Below are 24,957 nucleotides of genomic sequence, written 5' to 3'. Positions count from 1 at the left end.
GCATACCACGTAACTCTTGTAATGTTACGTGGTGTTTTATTTAGCTATTATGCGGAAGCGTCGTTTATCTTTATTGAATACTTTCAGTTATCGCCTAGTATGTATGGATTTCTAGGAATTGTAGTTGCGTCTGCTTCTATTATTGGAGCGAAAGTTTCAAAACGGATACTGCCTATTTATAAACCGGAGAAAATCATATATAGGTTATATTGTAATGACAGGGGGAGCAGTCATTTTATCTGTTATTACTTCTGTTGGATCAAATCCAAACATACTATATATGATTGGATTTTTAGTAGCGATGTTTATATTGCTACTAGGAATTGGGGTAGCGTTACCTAACTGTCTAAGCTTAGCGTTAGTAGATTTTCAAGATGTCATTGGTACAGCCGGTGCATTGTTTAGCCTAGGCTATTATATAATAGTGACGATGACGATTTGGGGAATGAGCCAGCTTCATACAGGTTCATTAGTAGTCATGCCCCTATATTTTTTAGTTATTGTAGGAATTATGGTAGTTTTCACTCGAGTATTTATTTGGAATGATAGAGCTGAAAATTCTATTTAAATATATATAAAGTAAAGAGAGTCTCATTGAAAAATGAGACTCTCTTTTTTATAAAAGTTATCATTCGTGTTAATGATTTTTAGTACTACAGTTTTATAAAATTTATTTATTAAACAAGAGATTTCTTTAGCAACTGTTTTTTTTCATCTCCAATAAATTGTGAATATAGTCGTCATGTGGGAGTGTAATTAAATGTTTGCTGTATAAAAATAGGTCGAGTAGATTGTAAATAAAATACTAAATTCATATTTTTAAACAGATTTGTAGATGGAGGAGGTTTGAAATAAGGTTTTATCCAAAAAAACTGATAGTTGGTTTATATTTGGTTTGTATTTGGTTTATGTTTGGTTTATGTATACTTTGCGTTTGTCTTATGTTTGGTTTCATTAATTACAAAATCAGTTACAAAAGTTACAAAAACTATTTTTGTTGTCTAAATAGTCTTATATTACGGAGGAGAGCATGAAAAAAATGTCTTTAGGAGGGGACAAAAAAATTCGGTGAATAAAAATTGTGAATCATTAAAAATGTGTTATTAAACTTGGACATACTCATGTTATGAATCTAATAATGAAGGGGAAAAGTATGAGTAAACCGCTAGCTTTTTAATGAGAACATTATTAACCAGATATTTATGCTCATTTTAAGATGGCAGGTATGATGCAACATAAGATTTTGAGATTTGATAGGGATGATGAAACGGTATAACGTTTTAGATTACAACGCTATCAGTAATTGCTTAGTTTGTAAATGTTGATACCATCAGCTAAGTATTATGTTGTAAACGGTAAGCGACTTAGTAAGGATAATAGGGAAATATCGATTGTTTTTTGTTTGTACGATGATTATAAACTAGGTTTATCAGTACGATTTAGAATTAAATAGTTTATATAAAAGTAAGAGGATAATAAGTTTACTTATAGCGTGCCGTTGATTTAGAAAGAAATACAATTGATTTTTATTTAGGTGAAACAAGAAAGTATAAGGCCACGGAGCGTTTTTTAAGAAAGCTTTGCGGTCTTTTTATATTTTAAACTCTTGTTTTATTACTCTATACAAGTACGCGGTTGATCCTATGGTATTTCAGAACAAGAGCATCATTGTAATAGGTAATTGTTTATTGCTTCTAGTTGGAAAATTTATATGGGGAGTCTTAAAGATATAGTAAATATAAAGGAGATGGGTTAAATAGTGAAATACACACTTAAAGATCTTATAAATATAAATGAGTTTAAGAATATAACAGAGCAATTTTATAATTTAACTAAAGTTCCATTCTGTCTCCTTGATAATAATCAAAATGTTATATTTTCCAAAGGTGACCCTTTTTTTCATAATCAGAAAATCCAATTGCCCCAAGAAATGCATATTCCCATCATTATTGAGCAGGAGCATATAGCAACCTTTGTTATAGGAACAAGTATTAATAAAGAGGTTATTGCGGATTCTCATATAACACATTTTAAATGCATTGCAAATCTAATTGAAGAGATGGCAACACAGCAATTACACCTTAAAAAATTTCATGAAAAAGATTCACAAATAAATACGAGAACAAATCATGAAGAAAATTGTTTAGGCAGTGTATTACAAAATATGCCGATTATGATTAATGCTATTGATGAAAAAGGAAATATCATTATGTGGAATCGGGAATGTGAATTAGTAACTGGATATAATGCAGATGAAATAATTAACAATCCCAAAATGATGGAATTGCTACACCCTCATAAACCTTATAGAAATCAGTTATGTAACGAGTTGTTGCATAATGGTGACGAATTTAGAGATTGGGAGGTGAATATAACATGTAAAAGTGGAGAGATAAAAACTATTATGTGGTCAAACATTTTACATAGTATTCCAAATTTAGGGTGGAGTATTGGAGCAATTGGAATTGATATAACTAAGCGTAAGAGAATGGAAGAAAAACTTAAACAAACCTCGACTGAACTAGAATTAATTTTTAAAGCAATTCCTGATTTGTATTTTTTGTCAGAACTTGATGGGACCATTAAGGATTGTAAAGTTAATGCTATATCCAAATTTTATGTTCCAATTGAAGAATTTATAGGGAAGAAATTCCAAGAGATATTACCAGTTCCTATCATAAAGCAATTTGAGAAGGCTATTAATCAAATAAAAACTTCATCCGCTCCTGTATTAATAGATTATTCTCTACAACTAGATGATGAAATTTATTATTTTGAAGCAAGACTTTTACCGCTTTTTGAGGATAAAATTATGATTATTGTACGTGATATTACAGAGCGTACAATAACGACGGAATTATTAAAGAAATCAGATACCCTTAATGCAGTAGGGCAATTGGCAGCTGGGATCGCTCATAAAGTTCGTAACCCATTAACAGTAATTAAAGGGTTCATGCAATTATTGCAACAGGAAGTAGGGAAGGATAAAGAATATTTAAGCCTAATACTTTCTGAAATCAGTAGTATAGAAAAAGTTATTCAAGAATTTTTATCTATTGCAAAACCGAATGCTGCAGTATTTGAACCCAAAAACCTTTGTACTATATTAGATAATGTAGTCGATTTAATAAGTACACAAGCAATTATGAAGAATATTCGTATTGCATTAAATATGGATGTTGAAAACTTATTGGTTGAGTGTTGCGAAATTCAACTAAAACAAGTTTTCTATAGTATTTTACAAAATTCTATTGAGGCTATACAAAATGGTCAAGAAATCATCATTAGCGTGAAAAAACATAATAGTACCGAGGTTAAGATTTGTATTTTAGATAAAGGAGTAGGTATTCCTTCAGAAAGAATTAAAAGACTAGGTGAACCTTTTTATAGTACAAAAGAAAAGGGGACGGGTGTTGGGCTCATGATGAGTTACCGAATTATTGAAAGTCATGGTGGAAAAATAAGTATAAAGAGCCAAGTTGGGAAAGGAACTACTGTTACTCTGTTTTTTCCAATTTATAACGGTGACTCAGTTGGTGATGTTAGTGCAAATAGCATGTAATCATAACTAGCAAATAAATCTCTGAAAATGAAAGATCAAGCTATTATCTTGTAGAAACATAGGTGGTCTGAAGTAATTTGATCAGGCAAAGAAAAATGGATTTAATAGGGATAATGTAACTTGAATTTGAAGTACAACTCCTAGTTTCAGTAGACGTTATATTTTATGCATAGAAGTAAGAGGCTCCTTTCAAAATTCACTTAAAAAGTTAGATTGATAATTCATAATGTAACGGAAGATAAAAAATTAATTTAGGGAAAAGAAGGTTGCTCTAAATACCATTTAGGTTAAGTTGCATGTATATCTAAAAAGTGAAAAGTTTCTTTTTCTCAGTTATTGAAAAAGAAACTTTTTTACTTGAGTGATAATTTTTTATGATATTTGTGAAAGGGTTTTGTTATATTTTTGAAAGGAAAATGCAATGTATATAGACTAATATGAACTTACGCATATTGATTTTATATCAATCGCCATTGATGAAGGAACCGAGGAGACTTAATGTATGAAAACAAGAATTGCAATTATAGAAGATGAAGATAGTATACGAGAGATATGTAAACGGTACTTAGAAAGAGAAGGGTATGAAGTATACACTGCTGTGAACGGAACAGAAGGATGGAATGTATTTCAACAATTTCAACCAGATTTAATTATTTTAGATTTGATGATGCCAGGAAAAGATGGATGGGAACTATGTGAGGAAATTCGCCAACATTCCAATGTGCCGATTATTATGTTAACCGCGAGAGGAGAAGAAAGAGAGCGGATTTTAGGATTAACAATGGGAGCGGATGATTATGTAACAAAACCCTTTTCACCTCGTGAATTAGTATTAAGGGTACAAATTATATTAAGAAGAGGAAGTCAAGTAACAATTCAAGGAATAGAGTCTGCATCAGGAATGATAGAGTTTCTAGATTTGAAAATTGATCCAACAAAAAGACGTGTATTTGTTTGTCAATATGAAATAGAGCTAACGGTGAAAGAGTTTGAGGTGCTTTATCTCATGGCAAAGCATCCTAAACAGGTGTTTTCACGGTCTCAACTTCTTGAACAAATTTGGGGATTTGAGTATGAGGGCTGCACAAATGCAGTAACTGTATTAATGAGTCGTTTACGTGAGAAGTTGGAGAAGCATACAACAAAGAACCGTTGGGTTCATACGGTTTGGGGCATCGGTTATTGTTTCGAACCAGATGGAGGAAACGATAAATGAAGTTACGATATCAACTTTTATTGATGAATTTATTAAGCACGGGTATCATGGTAATTTCTATATGGTACAGTGAAAGGCAAATGTTACTTAGACCAGAACAGACACGATTATTAATAGTAATAGTAATTGTAGCCATGATTATTTCTACGATTATTTATTGGTTAATGACACGTCCTATTATGAGATCTATTCAAAATTTAATTGCCTTAACCAAACAATTTAGTGATAGACAATTTGGAACGATGTACATAATAGGGAAAGAACCGGAAGAGTTTAAAGAATTAGCGGAAGCTTTTCAAGAAATGGCCAAAAAGTTAGACGAAAGCTTTGCTAAATTAGAAAAAGGAGAGAAAGCACGTACAGAGCTGATTGCGAATATTTCCCACGACTTACGAACACCCATGGCTAGCATACAATTGATGATAGAAGCGTTACAAGATGGATTAATTGAAGACCCTGATATGAAACAACAATATTTAAAGACAATCCTAAATGATATACAACGATTAAGTGGATTAATTAATGATTTATTTGACCTTTCTAAGTTAGAACTTGGACAAGAAGTTTTTCATCCAAGTTTAATACATGTAGATAGTATTCTATTAAAAGTAATAGATTCACATGATATCTTATTGCAAGATAAAGAGATTGATTTGCAATTGCACGTTTCTGAGACATTACCACGAATTTGGATTATGCCATGTAAAATAGCTCGAGTTATTAATAATTTGTTGCATAACGCGATTCGGCATTCTCCTACATGTGGAGCAATCGAATTAATTGTAGAGGAAAATAAACAGAAGCAGCAAGTTCAATTCACTTTGTGTGATGAAGGAGAAGGGATTTCTCCAGATGATCAATTGCGTATATTTGACCGTTTCTTTAGAACGGATCCATCAAGAAGTTCACAATCTGGAGGCTCTGGGCTTGGTTTAGCTATTGCAAAATCGCTAGTTGAACTGCATAAAGGACAAATTGGTGTTCGGGATCGCCAAGACGGGAAACAGGGATGTGAATTTTGGTTTACTCTTCCTGTTACATCTGAGAAGAAATGAGACGGTTGAAGGTCTTTTGTAACATTTACGAAAGTGAATTGAAAGATATACATAATAAGATGACTGTATTGAAGGTAATTATATTTTAATTTCTTTATTTTAGGAGAAACAGCGGAACTGGGACAATTCTTAAGCAGAATCGCATGTGTAATTATAGGGATTTTATCTTTTATAATTAAATCGTTTATCAATAAAAGGAACACAACTTTAAAAAAAGTAGTGTTCCTTTTATTTTTGTCATCTATCATATTTAAATTTTATTAAATAGCAAAGTAAAACAGGGAGCAAGCATAGAAAATTTCTTCTTCCTTTTTGTTTGGTTAGAATATGATTATAAAATTCGTTTCTGCAATTTTCTCATCTTTCTATGTGTTAAGAAATTCTGCAACGGAACTCGTTATATCAATAAAGTAAAAAAAGATTTGTGAAAGACTTTTGTAACATTTGCGAAAGAGAAATGAAAGACTTGTTAGATATTATGAAATCAATCTTACTAGTAGATGTTCAAACACGTATAGGAAATATGGAGGAAAACTAAGATGAAAAAATTAAAGCCAATACTTGGTGCAGTAAGTAGTTTAACTATGGCATTGACGATAACAGCCCCTGCTTTAGCTGAAACAAAGCCTGAACAAGACGGAAAAGTAGAAACCTTTAAAGAAGATACAAATTTAAAGGAAGGACAGAATATTATCTATGGCGATTCTGGAAAAAAGGGAGTCATGATTATGGAAGAGCCTCAGGAAAATAATGATTGGGACGAAGATGGTATTCCTAATGATGTGGAAGAAAAAGGATTTAAAATTGTATTTAATGAAAAGACAGGGAAAAATGAAGCCCAGTTATATGACCTAGTGCAAGACTTTGGAAAAAAGAGATTTATAACAAATCCTAAGAGTGCAAACTCAGATGGAGACCCTTTTACAGATAGCTATGAAGTGGAGCATTATGATAGTGATTCTGATATAGATTTTAACCCTATGATCGCGAATGTACCAAATCTACAAATTGCTGTAAAACGTATTGATATTACTCCTGTTGCTAGTATTACAGACTCAAATGGTGAGTCACGTACTAAGACTTGGGAAAAAAGCTTATCTGTACAACATTCTTTTAATGTTGGCTTAGCTGGTGAAGGTGGCGCTGAAGGATCAGCAGCGGGTCCTGTACCATCGGGTAAGGGATCGATAAATGTGGGGTATGGTTATTCAAATACAAAAACGGAAACAGAAAGCATCTCTAATAGCTTTGACTGGTCGACAGCAACCACTGTTGATTCATCTAAAGCAGCAAATGTGAGGCTTCATCTAGAATATAAAAATACGGGTACTGCATCTGCTGGAGATGTTTCACCGCACTTTAACATTCGATTAGCAAATAAAATTATTAATACTGTAAAGGCAACACAAGATCGTTATAAAGCCAACTTGTTAACTACAGCAAAAGGTGGAAATAATAAAACTGAAATTCTAATGGATAGTATAGAAGGTCAAGCGGATGTGAAAATTTCCCTAACACTGGATGAATTAAAAGCGGTAGAACAAGGGGCACCACTTTCTATTGAAGTCTTGCCTACTAGTACGATGAATGTGTATACAATGAAAGATGGACAATTTGTAAATTTAGGAGATTGGTCGCATTTTGCATCAAATGTAAATGCTTCTACTACATTGGTAGAAACAAACTACGGTTCTATACCGAAATATAGAATCTATACACCAAGAACGGGCAAGGAAAAGCCTGCTAACATTAATCATAATCTTTCACTAGACGAATTCTTTGCACATACTGGGATAGCTGATAAAGGTTGGGTAGCGAATTATATAGTAAATGGTCGCCCAAACGAAGAACGAGTTCGTTATGGTCCAAGTCGGACACTTTTAGAACGAGGTAAGAACCTTGGTTTCTTTGATAATCGTGCACTACGACCAACTCTATCATATAGCAGTTATGATTATAGCAAGAAAAAGATTTATGCATCGGTTATACCAGGGATATTTAATTTGGGTGAAGAAATGTTTGTTACGGTTCGAAATAAAAAAGGTGAGAGCCAAAAGGTAACATTAGTTCGAAATCAGAATTCAAATGTGTATGAATCTAAAGAAAATGAGCCTGTAGACATAGCAGTAAACCGTGCATCTCTTGGAGAATATCAGGCAAAGTTTGAGCTTCTTGATGCAAAAGACAATAAAACTGAAGTCTTCACGCCTCTTGTTTCAAATAAAAGCTATCTAGAAGCTATCGATAAATTAGTAGTAGATAATTCTGGCGAACCTATAGTAGAAGGTAAAAAGTACTATTTGAAGTCATCTGCTCGCTTTTATGAAGGTGTACAGGAATCTTGGTCTGCCGGTACTTTAAATCAATCAATTAATGGGAGATATGTACACTTTTCGCTTAAGGGGAATAATTGGGACGGATTGAGACTCGGTCCTATCCAACAAGCAATACATGGACCAGACATTCAAGCAACACCAGTATTGATTGAAAGAAAAGGAAAATCTAAACCTGAAGAACCATTCAAAAAAGATGAAGAAGTATTTCTTAAGTTTACGAATAGTAGCCATAGTAATTACCAGTATTTAAACTTTGGAAACGGTTATGATTATAGCTGGTTAGATACTGAACAGAATAAATCTGCTATTAAATTAGACAAAATTCCTAATCAGAAGAGCTTCTATATAAAATCTGATTCTACTTATATAACATCTAGAGAGAATCAGTGGACTAGTTCTGTTGCAGATAATGGTATTGCCCCGCTTGTGGGTGCTGGTGAGCGTGTTTTAAGATCTGAGCATACAACTTCACCGGGTAATTATCACCAATGGGAATTAGAAAGTATTAAGTAAAGAATGATGCTATATATGTACCCCCTATCCATATGGATGGGGGGATATATATGAGGTTATAAAGATATCAAATCTTTCTGTTGGAGATTTCAATCTTCTCGTTTCGGGTTATTTGAATTTATTAGCCTGATGGATATGTAGCGAAACCTAGGACGGTAATACTTAAAATAATATAAGTAGTATTACAATTTAAAATGCATGCATAAAAAAAGACACTCATAAGAGTGTCTTTTTTTAGCAGCTGAATCCACCGCAACAACCACCATATCCCATAATAATTCCTTCTTTACGTAAAAGGGGGAATTATTGTTTCACTCTTTTGTTTTAACGGTTTTACATTACTTTATGTTTTTATAATGAATGAGCAGGCCCTTTGAGAAATAATTAAAGAAAAACAACGTGCAGGGATAAAGTTAGCGAAACGAAAAGGAGTTTACAGAGGAGAGATAATTAAGGTTTTGTTGAATAAAAATGCGTTACAATAGTTTATTATTTAATAGAGAATTTTTGGAAAAAACCTTTATTTTTCAATAATATTGAATTTATGTTTTTAGTTACTAATATAGTAATGGATTGTATTCGATTTGCATATAACAATCTACCAGAAAAAGTAATTGTATTTTTCAGATAAATGAATTATTATAAAATAAGCAATTTTACAATTGTACAAAGGGAGGAAAATGAAGAGGCTTTTACGACTTAATAAAAAGTAAAGAATAACTTTTAAGTGCGCAAAAAATGATACTCGCCTCATCATTTTCAGACCAAAGAGGAATTCGGGTACAGCATCTTGTTTTAAAATGCGGCTATGAATCATCTAAGAGGGGGAAGTGAAGTGGCAAACAAAGAATTGAAACGAGGTTTAGAAGCACGTCATATTCAAATGATTGCGTTAGGCGGAACGATTGGTGTTGGTTTGTTTATGGGGTCAGCCAGCACAATTAAATGGACAGGTCCGTCAGTAATGCTTGCATATGCAATTGCAGGTATTTTTATCTTCTTCATCATGCGTGCCATGGGAGAAATGTTGTATATGGAGCCAAGTACAGGTTCATTTGCGACGTTCGGTCATAAGTATATACACCCGTTAGCAGGTTATATGACAGCGTGGAGTAACTGGTTCCAGTGGGTTATCGTTGGGATGTCAGAGATTATCGCGGTTGGAGCGTATATGCAATATTGGTTCCCGGATTTACCAGCTTGGATACCAGGTGTTATCGCAATGGTTATTCTTGGGGCTGCTAACTTAATTTCGGTTAAGTCATTCGGTGAATTTGAATTTTGGTTTGCAATGATTAAAATCGTTACGATATTATTAATGATTATTGCTGGATTCGGTCTCATTTTCTTCGGAATTGGGAACGGAGGAGAAGCAATCGGTATATCTAATCTATGGAAAAATGGCGGTTTCTTTACAGGTGGTTTTTCAGGATTCTTCTTTGCATTATCACTTGTAGTTGGGGCATATCAAGGTGTGGAATTAATCGGGATCACTGCTGGTGAAGCGAAAGATCCGAAGAAGACACTTACAAGAGCTATTCAAAGTACAATTTGGCGTATTTTAATTTTCTATATTGGTGCTATTTTCGTGATTGTAACGGTGTATCCTTGGGATCAATTAAGTTCAATTGGTAGTCCATTCGTCGCAACTTTTGCGAAGGTTGGTATTACGGCAGCAGCTGGACTTATTAACTTCGTTGTTATTACAGCGGCAATGTCTGGTTGTAATAGTGGTATTTATAGTGCTGGACGTATGCTTTATACGTTAGGTGTAAATGGACAAGCACCGAAATACTTTACGAAGGTTTCTAGTAACGGTGTACCTTTATTCGGTACAGTTGGTGTGATTATCGGTTTAGCGGTTGGTGTTGTTTTAAGTTATATTGCACCAAAAAACTTATTCGTATATGTATATAGTGCAAGTGTCCTTCCTGGTATGGTACCATGGTTTGTTATTTTAATTAGTCAAATTCGTTTTAGAAAAGAAAAGGGAGCAGCGATGAAAGATCATCCATTCAAAATGCCATTTGCTCCTGTTACAAACTATTTAACGATTGCCTTTTTAATTATGGTGTTAATCGGTATGTGGTTTAACGATGATACTCGCATTTCACTAATTGTAGGTATTGTTTTCTTAGCTATCGTAACAATTAGTTTCTATGCTTTCGGAATAGGGAAGCGTGTTCCGTTAGATGTTCAAAATGATCAAGAGGTTTCAAGTAAATAAAGATAGTAAAAAAGTCCGATTTCTTATTTGGAAATCGGACTTTTGTTATTAAAATTCCTCTAATACAATTTTCCCAATTGTACGGCCACTCTCAAGCAATGCATGTGCCTTTTTAAGGTTTTCTGCATTGATCGGTGTTAGCGTAGCGTTTAAAGTTGTTTGAAGAACACCTTCATCTAATAGCTCACTTACTTTATTTAAAAGTTCGTGCTGCGTAATCATATCACCAGTTTCATACATCGCTTTTGTAAACATAAACTCCCAAACGAATGTAGCACTTTTACTTTTTAAAATCCCCATCTCAAGAGGGTGTTCATTTTCTACGATAGAGCAAATTTTTCCTTGTGGTTTAATGATATCACCGATCGCGTGCCAATGTTGATCTGTATTGTTTAAGCAGAAGATATAATCTACATCTTTTAGCCCAAATTCTAATATTTGATCTTTTAAAGGCTGGTGATGGTTAACTATATAATCGGCACCGAATTTTTCAACCCAGTGAATGGTTTCACTGCGAGATGCGGTTGTGATTACATTCAGTCCAGCCCATTTAGCTAATTGAATAGCAATTGAGCCAACACCACCAGCTCCGCCGATAATTAAAATATTTTTAAATGAATTCTCGTCTTTCTTATTATAATCAATCCCTAAACGTTCAAACAAACCCTCCCACGCTGTAATAGCTGTTAAAGGAAGTGCTGCAGATTCAGCGTCAGTTAAAGTTTTTGGTTTTTTACCAACAATTCTTTCATCAACTAAATGGTATTCACTATATGTACCTTGTCTCGTAATACTTCCAGCGTAAAATACTTCATCGCCTTCTTTAAATAATGTACAATCTTCGCCAGTTTGTACGACAATACCACTAGCATCCCAGCCGAGTATTTTCGGTATGTCTTCTTTTTTATCTTTCGGTGAGCGAACTTTTGTATCAACTGGGTTAACGGAAATCGCGTTAACTTTAACGATCATATCTCTTCCTGTAGCAACAGGTCTTTCTATTTCAACATCAATTAAACTGTTTTCTTCTTCAATAGGTAAGTATTCATGTAAACCAATTGCTTTCATTTCTATTCCCTCCATTAAAGTAAGAGTCTATTCTTTTTTATTATAGTGGGTAATGTGTCGTTATGTAAAAAAGTAGACTCCATTTTGTTACAGTGGAAGATTTTTAAGGGTATCATGGTGAGATTGCGTTTTATATAGTTATTTTCATAAAGATGGTTTTAGTGTTAGTTTTATAGGGATTTTCTTATGTTACATCACAGCTGTTTTATTGTTCTCGACTATTCGGAGATTCAAGGATAGAAAGTAACAATGGAAGTTGAGAAGGAGTTTATTTCTTATAGGTGGAATTTTTTACTGTATTGTTTTATCTTAAATTATTTGTAAAGGTGGATACATAATGACAGTAAAGAAGCTTTATTTCGTCCGAGCAGGTCGTTGTATGTTGGACCATTCTTCCGTTAATAGTACACTTACACCGGGAAAATTATTAAATTTGCCTGTATGGTGTTATCTTTTGGAGACAGAAGAGGGGCCGATTTTAGTAGATACAGGTATGCCAGAAAGTGCGGTTAACAATGAAGACCTTTTTAAAGGGACATTTGTTGAAGGACAGATTTTGCCGAAAATGACGGAAGAGGATAGAATCATAAATATCTTAAAACGTGCAGGATATGTGCCAGAAGATCTTCTGTATATTATTAGTTCCCACTTGCATTTTGATCATGCGGGAGGAAATGGCGCTTTTACGAATACACCTATTATTGTACAGCGTGCTGAATATGAGGCGGCGCAGCATAGAGAAGAATATTTGAAAGAATGTATATTACCGAATTTAAACTACAAAATTATTGAAGGGGATTATGAAGTAGTACCAGGTGTTCAATTATTGTATACACCGGGACATTCGCCAGGGCATCAGTCACTATTAATTGAGACGGAAAAATCAGGTCCAGTGTTACTAACGATTGATGCATCTTATACGAAAGAAAATTTTGAAGATGAAGTGCCGTTTGCTGGATTTGATCCGGAATTAGCTTTATCTTCAATAAAACGTTTAAAAGATGTTGTTGTGAAAGAGAACCCAATTATTTTCTTTGGGCATGATATAGAGCAGGAAAAGGACTGTAAAGTGTTCCCAGAGTATTTGTGATAATGCATAAAAAAGTCATGAGCTCGTTAGCTCATGACTTTTTTATATGCACTATTAAATGATTTTCTTGAATAAGCTATATACTTTTTTTGAATTGCCTTCATTTAATTGATAATAAGTAAGGTTTAAATCATCAGGAGTGTTTTGATGAGCAATCATCACTTCACTACTGTTGTTATCTACTATCCAAATTAAATATTGTTTATAAGTTCCATCTTGGAAAGTAATCCACATGTTACAATCTACTAAATCAGAGCCTTCTTCATCTAGCGTTAAATCGCCTTTTTTTGCTGTATCCATACTGTTAATGAAAGTTTTTAATTCATCTGTTTTTGTAAGGAAGATAGATTTTTTCGTCTTAATTGACTCTACATGAATATCTTTTATTTCTTGTTTTCCTAAAAAAACAGGCGGCGCATTTGGGTCTCTTTGCGTTGAAATAATAGTAGCTTTCTTTTTTTGTTTGCTAGATGTATATAGATCTTGAATAGATTTTCCAGAGTTTAAAAACCATACGATTCCAAAAATAATCAATACGCTACTGAGTAGTAAAATTATTTTTTTAATAGGATTGTCTCCTCTCTATGAATTCGAACTAAATAGGCTCTATATTAATATATATGATAAGAGAATGTGTATATTCTACTAATAGTGAAGAAACTATCATGACCTAATAGGGCTATAATTGAACATGGTTATTCTTCACGGTTTTAATTGGACGATCAACAAGTAAATTGTAAGTAAGACCAAGTAATACTAAAATTCCACCAACAATTTTGCCAATTGAGAGTTCGTTTGATAGTAAGAAATCTATAACAGTCCCCATAAATAATTGTCCGATAAAGATGAGTAACGTTAAGTAAAATGCTGATATTTTTGGAGTAATATAGTTTGATAATACAATGACGATAACACCTACTAAGCCACCTAAATATACAGCGAAAGGAATGGATTGCAATGTGTGACTAGATATATACAAAGAGTCTGTACTGAAAATCAAAAATAATGCAGAGAAAAATAACCCGGTAATATAATTGAAGAAAGTGCCTTCCCAAATTCCTATTTTTGTTGCTAAATTCGCATTAATAATTCTGGCAACAACGATAGAAACCCCAACTAAAATAGCGATACAAATATATAACATTTTTTTACCCCCATTAAAAAATAGTCATGACAACAATTCCAGAAGAAATGAACAATAATCCAATCAACTTTTTCTTTTCAAACTTCGCAACCTTCATTCCTAATAGCCCATAATGATCTATAACAATAGAAGCAATGGACTGTCCGAGTAAGCTTAATGCAATCGTAATGGAAGCACCAAGGGCGGAGAAGCTTATATTACTAAAAAGAACAGTGAAAACCCCAATGGCCCCAGCGCTGTATAAATAAAGCGGAATACCTTTCTCAAAAAGAATTTTATTTTTGTTAATGATTAAAACGATAACAACTGCTACTAAGCCAACGAGGTGAATGACAACGCTTGCTGTATAATTCCCTATAATTTCGGATAAGATTCCGTTTAAAGGAATCATAATTGCGATAAGTGCACCTATAAAGACAGAAAGAAAGTTATACAATGTAATATCCCCTTTAAATTTCGTATTTGTAATGACTGTATCACGCTGAAATTGTGTATTACTATGACATATGTCATAGTGAAAGAAGAAAATTTTAATTACAATGGGGATGAGTGGTAAAGGCGGGGGATTATGAAAAAGGTATGTAATTCTAGTAAGCTAGCAGATTATATGAAACAAAATAAAATTGATTCATTTTTTAGTAACGATATGAAGCCTTATATGGAGCTATTATTTTTTAGAAAGAATGAATTCATATGTAGGGAAAATGAGGATATAGATTATTTGTATTTTTTTGTTGAGGGAAAAGCGAAAGCGTTTAACACATTAAGTAATGGGAAATCTGTATTGCTATGTTTTTATGATAGTTTGCAGTTGCTAGGGGATGTAGAATTAATTCACTCTCAAAAGATTACTTCAAACGTACAAGTAATGGCAGATTCGTATTGTGTTGGCTTGCCTTTAGGGAAAGTTAGAAACCAATTATTTCATGATGCGAAATTTTTAAGATGTATTTGTGGATCATTAGCTCACAAATTAAATAGACTTTCAAAAAATAGTACAATTAATTTACTATATCCACTTGAAAATCGACTTGCGAGTTACATGTTAGCAGCAGGGGAAAGAGCGGTTCAGCACGGAAACAGAATTGTATTTAGTGGGAATTTAACGGAAACAGCTGAATTGTTAGGAACGAGTTATCGGCATTTATTACGCACATTGAATACGTTTTGTGATAAAGAGATTATAAAGAAAAATAATGGTTGCTTTGAAGTGATGAATGTAGAGGTTTTGAGGGAATTGGCTGCGGATGTTTATAAATAATATATTAAAGTGGGGATTTAGATGAAAATAGCTATCATTTCAGATGTTCATGGAAATAGTCACGCTTTAAAATCGGTATTAAAAGATATTGCACGTCAAAAGGTCGAAATGATAATAAATTTAGGTGATAGTGTGTATGGGCCATTAGATCCGTTAGGGACAATTGAAATTTTAATGAGTAGCGAGATGATACATATTAAGGGCAATTGTGATCGTATGCTTTGGGAACCTATACAAGAGCAATCTACTACACTAACTTTTGTTCAAAATCAATTAACAAATAATCATATAAATTGGTTAAAACAAAATCCTTCACAATTTATTGTAGACGATATTTTATTTTGTCATGGTACACCGACTTCAGATGAGGTGTATTTGCTAGAAGAGATGGACGAAAATGGCGCAGTATTAAAGAATGAAAAAGTTATAATGGATCAACTTCAAAATATTGAGCAAAAAATAATAGTATGTGGACATACGCATATTCCTAGAGTAGTTTATTTATCAGACGGAAAGATAATTATAAATCCAGGGAGTGTAGGACTTCCGGCATACAAAGATGAGCTACCTGTTTTGCATAAAATGGAATCGGGAACACCGCATGCAAAGTATGTAATAATGGAAAAAAATGCGCAAGATTGGTTAATTGAACAAATATCTGTTTCGTATAATTGGGAAGAAGCGGCTCAACTAGCTGAAAATAGTGATCGACATGATTGGGCCATTGCGTTAAGGACCGGGAGAATAGAATGAAGGGTAGTTTACTTATTAGTAAACTGCCCTTTTTTTTGTTTTGGAAAAATATTGAATTAAACAAAAATAAAATGATATGATTAAGTATAATATGAACATGTGAACAATTATTCATATATTATGAAGGAGGAAAAATGATGCTAGATGCAATTATTGTAGGAGCCGGTCAAGCTGGATTAGCAATGGGATACTATTTAAAGCAGGAACGTTATAACTTTTTGTTACTCGAGGCAGGGAACAGAATTGGTGATTCGTGGAGAAAACGCTATGAATCACTACAACTTTTTACACCAATGGCATATAGTAGCTTGCCAGGTATGGCATTAATAGGAGAGAAAAATGGATTTCCATATAAAGATGAGGTTGCCAGTTATTTAGAAGGATATGCACAACATTTTCAATTACCAGTACAATTACAAACTGAGGTTTTAAAAATAAAGAAACAAAAAGACATCTTCGAATTACACACTCCTACAGAAATTTTACAATCGAAAAACGTCATTATTGCATCAGGTGGTTTTCAGCAACCATTCATCCCCTCATTTTCACAAAATCTTTCATCACAAATTTTTCAAATACATTCATCACAATACAAGTCACCATCGCAAGTCCCAATGGGAAAGGCGCTTGTAGTAGGTGGTGGGAATTCAGGAATGCAAATAGCAGTAGAACTTGCAAAAACTCATGAAGTTACAATGGCTATAAGTCACCCTTTAACGTTTTTACCGTTACATCTATTAGGAAAAAGTATTTTTTATTGGCTAGAAAAAACTTGTTTATTGTATGCCGAAATAAATACAAAGAGAGGAAGGTGGTTTCAGAGGAAAAAGGATCCCATTTTTGGTTTTGAAGGTAAGGAACTCATTCGTAATGGTGCAATAAAACTACAGAAAAAAGTCGTAAGTGCATCAGGAAATAATATTATGTTTCAAAATGGTGGCACGTATAGTGCGCAAAGTATTATATGGTCAACTGGTTTTGTCCAAGATTATAAATGGATTGAAATAGAAAAGGCAGTGAATATGAATGGATTTCCTAATCATACAAAAGGAAGGAGTCCAGTAAGAGGATTATATTATATCGGGTTGCCGTGGCAATCTCAAAGGGGTTCTGCGCTTATTTGTGGTGTAGGAAAGGATGCAGTACATTTGCTTTCTGAAATCAAAAAAATAGATCAGTAGCAAATACTACTGATCATCCATATGTACATGAATTAGGAGAGGTCAATCATTTATTAGCCTTATTATAATAGATTTTCAGAGACGAACAAACTAAAAAATCGTGTTTCTATGTTGAGAAAGTTTTTTGTATCGAAATATATAAAAAAATAGGGATTTTTATTGAAAGAAAATATGATATTTATATTTTAGTAAATTATGATATAGTCTATACAAGGTTAGTTTCCTAAAAATTGATTTTTTACATAGTAATTACATTTGTAGATGGAAAGGGGAAGTGATTGTGAAGTTTGATGATCAACGTCTACTAGGAGTACGATTGGGTTCTGTACTCGTAACAGAAGAAAATCAATATTTAGTAATTAAGAAAAAAGACCATTATGCACTATTAAACATACATAATTTAGAATGCACACATGTTGAAGTGCATTTAGAACATATTGAAGAACTGTTGCATGAAGATTTTCAAGAAAGTATAACGGAAATCATCGCACCGGAACATGTTAAAATTGTGGCGAAAAATGTGATATAAAGAAAGAGGCTGGGAGAATCAGCTTCTTTCTTTGTTTTTGCTTAGTTCATTATAAGGATAACATTTTTAAAACCTCACCAATAATCCCTTCCATTTGATGAACACCTAAATCCGAGTTTGTCATAATAATAGCGCTATTCCCTCGGAGTGGATAACAAACCATCATACATTGGAATCCAACGCCCCAGCCAAGTGAATAAATTTGTAAGTCTTCATTAGAATCATCTAGAAAAACACCCAAGCCAGTCCATTTTGAGCAGCCGTGGGGAGAAATCATATCTTGTACTGTTTGTTGAGAAAGTGCTAATTTGCTATTCCCTTGTAAGGAATGAATAAGTTCAATTACTAAAGTTGATAAGTCAGATGGTGTTGTCCAAATGCCTGAAGCAGCTGGGAATGGATAAAACGGATACTTTTCATTTGTTACAGTCCCATCTTTATTATGCCCGCAAGCAAAGGTATTGGTTTTCTCTATGTCTTCAGGAGAGAATAGTGTACTATTTTTCATTTGTAGTGGCTGAAAGATAAATTCTTTTAGTAACTGACTAAATGATTGTCCAGTAATATCTTCTAGTAGTTGTTCGATTATACAAAAGTTTGCATCAGAGTAGTGAAATTCGCTTTCTGGTTCATAAGTTACTTCAATAGGTACTGGGCAATATAATGTTTTACCGGAAAGGAGTTCATGTATTTTAGGTAGTCCTTTTTCAAGTGTATAATGTTCAAAACTATTTGGAGGGTCAATTATTCCAGATTGGTGACTTAATAAGTTGCGCAACGTGATTTTTTTCTGTGAAGTAAATAGATTGGTAGGGATGTTCCAAGATGTGAGTCTATCATTTACGTCTTCGTCTAAATTGAGAGTTCCTTTATCGGCTAACGTTAAAACGAGTATTGCGGTGATGAATTTGCTAATAGAACAAGAATTAAAGATGGAATTTGTAGTAATATTGCTAGTTGTTCCAGATTCCAGTGTTCCGTAGGTTTTCGCTTCGTCTAGTTTGCCATCATGTATAACAGCGAGACTTAAACCGGCAACGGAATGTCGTTTCATTTGCTCGTATATATTTCTACTTAATAAGTTCATAGTATCTCCCTTCTAATAAAACGGAATATTAACTTTATTATACATTAGTAAATAAAGAGAAGTGTTGTGAATGGAATAAAAAGATGAGTTTTAATAGAAGGAGAGAATAAAATGGAAAATAGTTGCTTTAAAAAGACCTTGGTTTTGTAAGCCAAGTTCTTTTTAGAATAGTATGAGTTTAGTGTATACAAAGGAGAGATACAAATGAAAAAGAAGCTTATAATAGGAGGATTTCTTACCCTAATTGGTGTAATGGGGATAGTTGTTTACTTGATTTTTCAAGGGATATTCATTCCAAATCAATTAAAAGCGGATAAGTTTTTAATAAAAGGTGTAGATGTCGCATCTTATCAAGGAGAGATAGATTGGAGGGAGTTAGAAAAGCAGAATATGAAGTTTGCGTTTATAAAGGCTACTGAAGGGAGCTCGTTTGTGGATGAGTACTTTTCGGAAAATTGGACTAATGCTGATAAGACAAATATGCGTATAGGAGCGTATCATTTTTTTAGTTTTGATAGTAAGGGTGAAACGCAAGCAGAGCAATACATAAGAACTGTTCCAAAACATGAACAAGCATTGCCACCAGTTATAGATGTTGAGTTTTACGGTGATAAAAAAGACAATCCCCCTAAGCGTGAAGATGTTACGAAAGAGTTGACGGTAATGATAAAAATGTTAGAAAAATATTATGATAAGAACGTGATATTGTATGCAACTCAAGAGGCGTATGACTTGTACATAAAAGATGCATATCCTGAATGTGATATATGGATCCGTAGTGTTCTTACAAAGCCGAGTTTATCCGATGAGAGAAAATGGACGTTTTGGCAATACACGAACCGTGGAAGATTAAGCGGTTATAATGGAAAAGAAAAATACATTGACTTGAATGTGTTTTATGGGAATGAGGAAGAGTTTGAGAATTATGGAATGAAAGATTAAGTTATAAAGCGTACAAAATTTTGTGCACTTTTTATTAATTGCATGAAAAATATGTAAGAAAAGATGGAACAAACATTTGAGATAAATTGTCTATTATAGGTAATAACTATTTAGTTTGAAAGAAAGGGTGGATGAAAATGAAAAAGAATACGTTATTAAAAATAGGATTATGTGTTAGTTTACTAGGAGCAAGTCAATTTGCTACTGCAATATCTCCTGTACAAGCAGAACAAGAGGTAGAACAGAAAGTAATAAAAAATGAGACAGGAACAATTTCAATTTCTCAGCTAAACAAGAATGTATGGGTACATACTGAGTTAGGTTATTTTAACGGAGTTGCAGTTCCTTCAAATGGTTTAGTCTTAAATACTTCTAAAGGTTTAGTACTTGTAGACTCTTCTTGGGATGATAAGTTAACGAAAGAATTAATAGAGATGGTAGAAAAGAAGTTTCAGAAGCGAGTAACTGATGTCATTATTACACATGCACATGAGGATCGAATTGGCGGAATGAAAACGTTGAAAGAAAGAGGTATTAAAGCGCATAGTACAGCATTAACTGCGGAAATAGCAAAGAAAAATGGATATGAGGAGCCGCTTGGAGACTTACAAACGATTACGAATATGAAGTATGGAAATATGAAAGTAGAAACGTTCTATCCAGGTAAAGGACATACAGAAGATAATATTGTCGTATGGCTGCCACAATATAATATTTTAGCTGGAGGCTGTTTAGTGAAATCTACGGAAGCTAAAGATTTAGGGAATGTTGCTGATGCGTACGTAAATGAATGGTCCGGATCAATTGAAAATGTGTTGAACCGATATGGAAATATGATTTCAGTAGTACCTGGTCATGGTCATGTAGGTGACAAAGGATTGCTTTTACATACACTAGATTTGTTGAAATAAGAAACGAGAAATAAAATAATGATGAAGCTTATTGTAGATTTAAGAAACTTTTGGAATACAAAAGAGAGAAGAAAACAATTTCCTTCTCTGTTTATTCTAGCTATATTTAAATGCTGAAGCTATCGATTACGCCTGAATACGTCACTGAGATTTTAATTCTAAGTATACAAATACTAGTACCGTCATAATTGCTATAACAACGTAGGTAGCATCAAGCATTATAAGTGTTTTTAAAGTTTCAGTCATCAAAGTTCACCCCTGTTATAAAAATATAACATGATTTCTTTATCAATTAGATAAGAGATCATAAAGATAAAAATGTACATGAAATTCCTTAAGTAGTTATTATATCAATATATCATAAAGTAATGTAAATAATGTTAAGACAGTGTAAAAGTATTGTAAATAAAGAGATTTCTCATAAAGTCTTTAAAACGTTTTTAACAAAAAAATGATTGTTCCTCAAAATGAAAAAAACGCCATTCTTCTGTTGAATGATAGAAAAGGATGGCGTTTTTCTAAGTTTATTTCTGTAACTGATGAATTACAACTATTTGCTTAAGAGATTCAAAACTCTTTATTGCCAAATATATTACGAAATCTTGGTTTTGTACAATGAACTAGTAAGTAAAAGATTTAGTTGCTTTACATATATTGATGAATCAAAATGTCGCTAGCATTTCTTTAAAATAATTATCTAGATGTTTGGAACCATCAATAGAAGTGTCCATGCTTATGTATGAATTTTAAAGTGTCAATAAAAATATTATGTCAACAATATGAACTGTCACAAACTTTTACATATTATTGTGATTGATATCACATCCCTTTTTCTCAATGGGTATTATGCTTAGTTTGTAAGGAATGATTGGGAGAGGGTGGGATGATATGTTTTGTTATCAATGTGAACAAACGCCAACAGGTGGATGTAAAGTAATAGGTGTTTGCGGAAAGAATGAAACCATTGCAAGTTTACAAGATACGATTGTGTTTGGGTTAAAAGGAATTGCAGCTTATCGTACCCATGCTGCTCAGCTAGGGTATACAGATGCATTTGTAGATGCTACAACGCAAGAAGCGTTATATATGACATTAACAAATTCTAACTTTAATGAACAAGAACATATTGATATGGCTATGAAAGTAGGGAAATCAGCTTTACGAGTGATGGAGTTATTAGATGAGGCACATACGAATCACTTTGGTGTTCCAGAGCCTGTTCAAATTACACAAAATCATGTAGAAGGTAAGGCAATTGTTGTTACTGGTCATAATTTATTTGCATTAGAGGAATTATTAAAGCAAACAGAAGGAAAAGAAATTAATATTTATACGCATTCTGAAATGCTGCCAGCACACGGATATCCACAATTGAAAAAATATAAACATTTAAAAGGAAACATTGGTAAGGCCTGGTACGATCAAAGACGCCTTTTCGAAAAATTTACCGGTGCAATATTAGCTACAACGAACTGTGTTATGCCAATTAAAGGATCATACTCTGATCGATTCTTTTCATATGATATTGCAGGCTTAGAGGGTGTACAAAAAATTGAAAATGATGATTTTACACCATTGATTCAAAAAGCGCTAGAGCTTCCAGAAGTACATATGGAGTCGGATGAACAGTTAGTAACAGGTTTTCATCATAATACAGTATTATCATTAGCTCCAGAAATCATTGAGGCAGTAAAAGAAGGGAAAATTAAGCGTTTCTTTGTTATCGCAGGTTGTGATGCCCCAGGAAAAGGTGGAGAATATTATCGTGAATTAGCAACGTCACTTCCACCAGAAACGGTTATTTTAACAACTTCTTGCGGGAAATTCCGTTTTAATGATGTGAATTACGGTGTTGTACCTGGTACGGAGATCCCGCGTTACATTGACTTAGGACAATGTAATAATTCAATTTCTACAGTGAAAATAGCGGCCGCTTTAGCAGATGCTTTTCAATGTGAAGTAAATGAATTACCAGTGAGTATTGTCCTATCATGGTTTGAACAAAAAGCGGTTGCCATCTTACTAGGGCTATTTAGTCTTGGGATTCAAGATATTCGTATCGGTCCAAAGGCTCCTGAATTTATTTCGTCTGGTGTGCTTGATGTATTACAAGAAACATTTGGTTTAAAACTAATTACAACTGCAGCAGAAGATATGGATATGATGTTATCGTAACAAAAAGGATGTCCTATATTTAGAGGTGACTGTATAAAGAGTTTGTATGTATTCGAAAACTTATGTATTACATTCGCAGGGCATTAGTAGAGGAACGCAAAAATAATCTATCTTTTTAATAAAGGGAATCTGCTTTATCCATCAGCTTCAGAATTTTATAACACTCCCCAAACGAGAAAGTGCACATTTTCTCGTTTGGGGATATTTACTTTTCTTAGCTTGATAAGTATGTGGCGAGACATCTTCATAAAGAAAATCAGCTGTATCCAATGGGGATATAGCTGATTTTTTAAATTTTTTGAAAATCCAGTTGACATTCTCTCTACTCAGTCATACAATGTACTTGTAATAAGTAATACTGAATAGTGTTGTTTCTCAAAATATATTCAGTAAACAATAGGTAATAGCGGATTTTAGAAAAAATTTGAAAATCAGTTGACATCTATCACTACTTAGCCATACAATGTACTTGTAATAAGTAATACTGAATAGTATGGTTTTTCAAAAGCTATTCGGTAAAAAATTCGCCTTAGTACTCTGTGATACTGAATATAAGTCAGACAGAATAGGGGGTAGAGGAGGATCATAACATGGAAAATTTAACTGAAATGCTGAAAGGTTCACTGGAAGGGTGTGTACTGGAAATCATCAGTCGCCGTGAAACGTATGGCTATGAGATTACCCGCCACCTGAATGATCTTGGGTTTACCGAAGTCGTGGAAGGAACTGTGTATACCATCCTCGTACGATTAGAGAAGAAAAAGCTTGTGAATATTGAAAAGAAACCGTCAGATATGGGGCCGCCCCGTAAGTTTTATTCACTTAATGATGCTGGCCGCCAGGAGCTTGAATTGTTTTGGGAAAAATGGGATTTTGTATCATCAAAAATTAACGTCTTGAAGTCAAACTAGCTTCATAAGATAAGTTATTGCGTCTAATGTTTTTGGAATTTCTTGTTCTGCTTTATAAAAAAGGAGGAAAAACAATATGATGGAAATGTTCAAAAAATTAATTGGTGATAAAAAAGAGTACAAAATGATGATGGCACGAGTTGGGGCTCTCCCAGAGGACTACCAGTTTGTGTTTAAGAAAATTCAAAACTACATGTGGAATTTCTCAGCAGGCAACGGGATGGATATGCTACACATACAGTATGAATTAATCGATTTGTTCGAAGCCGGTGCGGCGGAAGGGAGACAAGTGCTTGAAATCACTGGGGAAGACGTGGCGTCCTTTGCAGACGAACTAGTAGCAAATGCTAAAACCTATGTCTCCAAGTATCGTGAAGATTTGAATCAGAGTATCATGAATCGATTGAGAAAAAAATAAATGCAATAGGTAATACCGACTGATTAGCTGGTTACAAATGTGAATTGCCGCCATCGCTATTCAGTTATATTTTTAACCCGGTACTAAGTAATACAGATTATCAGTAACACTAAATAGAGGAGTGTAGGCAGTCTAGCTTTGCAAAACATTTTTTATAAGGAGGAAAAAAGTATGAGCAATGCAGCGATTTCTGTAAAAGGGTTAAAAAAATCTTTTAAAGACAAGGAGGTATTAAAGGGGGTGGATTTTGAGGTACAGCGTGGCGAAATTTTCGCACTGCTGGGCTCAAATGGAGCGGGCAAGACGACGACGGTCAACATCCTCTCGACGCTGATGAAGCCCGATGGCGGCGAAGTAGGTATTTGCGGCTTTGACGTCCAGCGTCAACCGGATTATGTTCGTCAAAGCATCAGTCTGACAGGGCAGTTCGCAGCTTTAGACGGCATGCTCACCGGGAGGGAAAACCTGATAATGATCGCCAAGTTGCGTGGAGTTTCCAATCCCGCTCAAGTCGCCGACAATCTGCTTGCAAGATTTAGCCTGACCGATGCGGCCAACCGCCGGGCAGAGCAGTATTC

21 protein-coding genes and 2 pseudogenes are annotated in these 24,957 nt (G+C 33.8%); 18 read left to right on the top strand and 5 right to left on the bottom strand.

The features are described from left to right. Positions 1 to 30 precede the first annotated feature (30 nt). From BAU28_RS05750 to BAU28_RS05725, 7 genes and pseudogenes are all read left to right on the top strand, one after another. A pseudogene (locus tag BAU28_RS05750) lies at positions 31 to 568 on the top strand (MFS transporter); the annotation flags it as partial. A 1,191-nt stretch (positions 569 to 1,759) separates the two neighbouring features. After that, a complete protein-coding gene (locus tag BAU28_RS05745) occupies positions 1,760 to 3,562 on the top strand; it encodes an ATP-binding protein (protein WP_071717989.1) in 1,803 nt (600 codons plus the stop codon). A 502-nt stretch (positions 3,563 to 4,064) separates the two neighbouring features. Beyond that, positions 4,065 to 4,778, top strand: coding sequence for a response regulator transcription factor (locus BAU28_RS05740; protein ID WP_002172765.1), 714 nt, complete (start codon positions 4,065 to 4,067; stop codon positions 4,776 to 4,778). Further along, positions 4,775 to 5,833: a sensor histidine kinase gene (locus BAU28_RS05735; protein WP_025150476.1), complete on the top strand. Its 1,059-nt coding sequence runs from the start codon at positions 4,775 to 4,777 to the stop codon at positions 5,831 to 5,833. Before BAU28_RS05740 ends, BAU28_RS05735 begins: the two co-directional genes overlap by 4 nt. A gap of 539 nt (positions 5,834 to 6,372) precedes the next feature. Then, positions 6,373 to 8,682, top strand: a complete 2,310-nt coding sequence (locus tag BAU28_RS05730) for a binary toxin-like calcium binding domain-containing protein (protein WP_071717988.1) — start codon at positions 6,373 to 6,375, stop codon at positions 8,680 to 8,682. A gap of 377 nt (positions 8,683 to 9,059) precedes the next feature. Next, positions 9,060 to 9,137, top strand: a pseudogene (locus BAU28_RS31530) (recombinase family protein); the annotation flags it as partial. A 380-nt stretch (positions 9,138 to 9,517) separates the two neighbouring features. Further along, a complete protein-coding gene (locus BAU28_RS05725; protein WP_025150478.1) occupies positions 9,518 to 10,909 on the top strand; it encodes an amino acid permease in 1,392 nt (463 codons plus the stop codon). 48 nt (positions 10,910 to 10,957) lie between these two features. Here BAU28_RS05725 and BAU28_RS05720 read toward each other — a convergent pair whose 3' ends face one another. Next, positions 10,958 to 11,977 (bottom strand): zinc-binding alcohol dehydrogenase family protein, encoded by a 1,020-nt coding sequence (locus BAU28_RS05720; protein WP_071717987.1) that lies wholly within the window; start codon positions 11,975 to 11,977, stop codon positions 10,958 to 10,960. 337 nt (positions 11,978 to 12,314) lie between these two features. On the opposite strand from BAU28_RS05720, the gene aiiA reads away from it, so the two are divergent. Next, positions 12,315 to 13,067, top strand: coding sequence for a quorum-quenching N-acyl homoserine lactonase AiiA (gene aiiA / locus BAU28_RS05715; protein WP_071717986.1), 753 nt, complete (start codon positions 12,315 to 12,317; stop codon positions 13,065 to 13,067). A gap of 54 nt (positions 13,068 to 13,121) precedes the next feature. Here the strand turns inward: aiiA and BAU28_RS05710 are convergent, their stop codons facing one another. The 3 genes from BAU28_RS05710 to BAU28_RS05700 form a co-directional block, all read right to left on the bottom strand. After that, positions 13,122 to 13,601, bottom strand: coding sequence for a hypothetical protein (locus BAU28_RS05710; protein ID WP_071717985.1), 480 nt, complete (start codon positions 13,599 to 13,601; stop codon positions 13,122 to 13,124). 145 nt (positions 13,602 to 13,746) lie between these two features. Then, complete coding sequence (locus tag BAU28_RS05705; RefSeq protein WP_025150482.1) at positions 13,747 to 14,211, bottom strand: DMT family transporter; 465 nt, start codon at positions 14,209 to 14,211, stop codon at positions 13,747 to 13,749. Positions 14,212 to 14,224: 13 nt separating this feature from the next. Then, the gene (locus tag BAU28_RS05700) at positions 14,225 to 14,647 is read right to left on the bottom strand and encodes a DMT family transporter (RefSeq protein WP_002172756.1); all 423 of its coding nucleotides are present in this window, start codon (positions 14,645 to 14,647) and stop codon (positions 14,225 to 14,227) included. A gap of 132 nt (positions 14,648 to 14,779) precedes the next feature. Here BAU28_RS05700 and yeiL point away from each other — a divergent pair, with 132 nt between their 5' ends. The 4 genes from yeiL to BAU28_RS05680 all read left to right on the top strand — a co-directional run bounded on the left by yeiL (position 14,780) and on the right by BAU28_RS05680 (position 17,935). Continuing rightward, positions 14,780 to 15,472 carry a transcriptional regulator YeiL gene (yeiL, locus tag BAU28_RS05695; RefSeq protein ID WP_071717984.1) on the top strand — a complete coding sequence of 231 codons (693 nt, stop codon included), beginning with the start codon at positions 14,780 to 14,782 and terminating at the stop codon, positions 15,470 to 15,472. Positions 15,473 to 15,493: 21 nt separating this feature from the next. Then, a complete protein-coding gene (locus tag BAU28_RS05690) occupies positions 15,494 to 16,225 on the top strand; it encodes a metallophosphoesterase family protein (RefSeq protein WP_071717983.1) in 732 nt (243 codons plus the stop codon). A gap of 137 nt (positions 16,226 to 16,362) precedes the next feature. Continuing rightward, complete coding sequence (locus BAU28_RS05685; RefSeq protein ID WP_071717982.1) at positions 16,363 to 17,406, top strand: flavin-containing monooxygenase; 1,044 nt, start codon at positions 16,363 to 16,365, stop codon at positions 17,404 to 17,406. Positions 17,407 to 17,686: 280 nt separating this feature from the next. After that, the gene (locus BAU28_RS05680; protein ID WP_071717981.1) at positions 17,687 to 17,935 is read left to right on the top strand and encodes a hypothetical protein; all 249 of its coding nucleotides are present in this window, start codon (positions 17,687 to 17,689) and stop codon (positions 17,933 to 17,935) included. 49 nt (positions 17,936 to 17,984) lie between these two features. On the opposite strand, the gene BAU28_RS05675 is transcribed toward BAU28_RS05680, so the two are convergent. Continuing rightward, positions 17,985 to 19,022, bottom strand: a complete 1,038-nt coding sequence (locus BAU28_RS05675) for a serine hydrolase domain-containing protein (RefSeq protein ID WP_071717980.1) — start codon at positions 19,020 to 19,022, stop codon at positions 17,985 to 17,987. Between the two features lie 204 nt (positions 19,023 to 19,226). On the opposite strand from BAU28_RS05675, the gene BAU28_RS05670 reads away from it, so the two are divergent. The 6 genes from BAU28_RS05670 to BAU28_RS05645 all read left to right on the top strand — a co-directional run. Continuing rightward, positions 19,227 to 19,964: a glycoside hydrolase family 25 protein gene (locus BAU28_RS05670; protein WP_071717979.1), complete on the top strand. Its 738-nt coding sequence runs from the start codon at positions 19,227 to 19,229 to the stop codon at positions 19,962 to 19,964. A 137-nt stretch (positions 19,965 to 20,101) separates the two neighbouring features. Then, positions 20,102 to 20,875, top strand: coding sequence for a BcII family subclass B1 metallo-beta-lactamase (gene bla2 / locus BAU28_RS05665; protein ID WP_071717978.1), 774 nt, complete (start codon positions 20,102 to 20,104; stop codon positions 20,873 to 20,875). Positions 20,876 to 21,763: 888 nt separating this feature from the next. Further along, positions 21,764 to 23,050 carry a hydroxylamine reductase gene (hcp, locus tag BAU28_RS05660; RefSeq protein WP_048376125.1) on the top strand — a complete coding sequence of 429 codons (1,287 nt, stop codon included), beginning with the start codon at positions 21,764 to 21,766 and terminating at the stop codon, positions 23,048 to 23,050. Positions 23,051 to 23,640: 590 nt separating this feature from the next. Continuing rightward, complete coding sequence (locus BAU28_RS05655) at positions 23,641 to 23,961, top strand: PadR family transcriptional regulator (RefSeq protein ID WP_000429482.1); 321 nt, start codon at positions 23,641 to 23,643, stop codon at positions 23,959 to 23,961. Between the two features lie 76 nt (positions 23,962 to 24,037). Continuing rightward, the gene (locus tag BAU28_RS05650) at positions 24,038 to 24,379 is read left to right on the top strand and encodes a DUF1048 domain-containing protein (RefSeq protein ID WP_002172747.1); all 342 of its coding nucleotides are present in this window, start codon (positions 24,038 to 24,040) and stop codon (positions 24,377 to 24,379) included. A gap of 171 nt (positions 24,380 to 24,550) precedes the next feature. After that, positions 24,551 to 24,957: ATP-binding cassette domain-containing protein (locus BAU28_RS05645; RefSeq protein ID WP_116500313.1), on the top strand; the 407-nt coding region annotated here is incomplete at its 3' end.

The organism is Bacillus paramycoides (genome assembly GCF_001884235.1).
Lineage (GTDB): Bacteria > Bacillota > Bacilli > Bacillales > Bacillaceae_G > Bacillus_A > Bacillus_A paramycoides.
The sequence above is the reverse complement of the archived record's forward strand: the minus strand, read 5'-3'. Positions and strand labels throughout refer to the sequence as shown.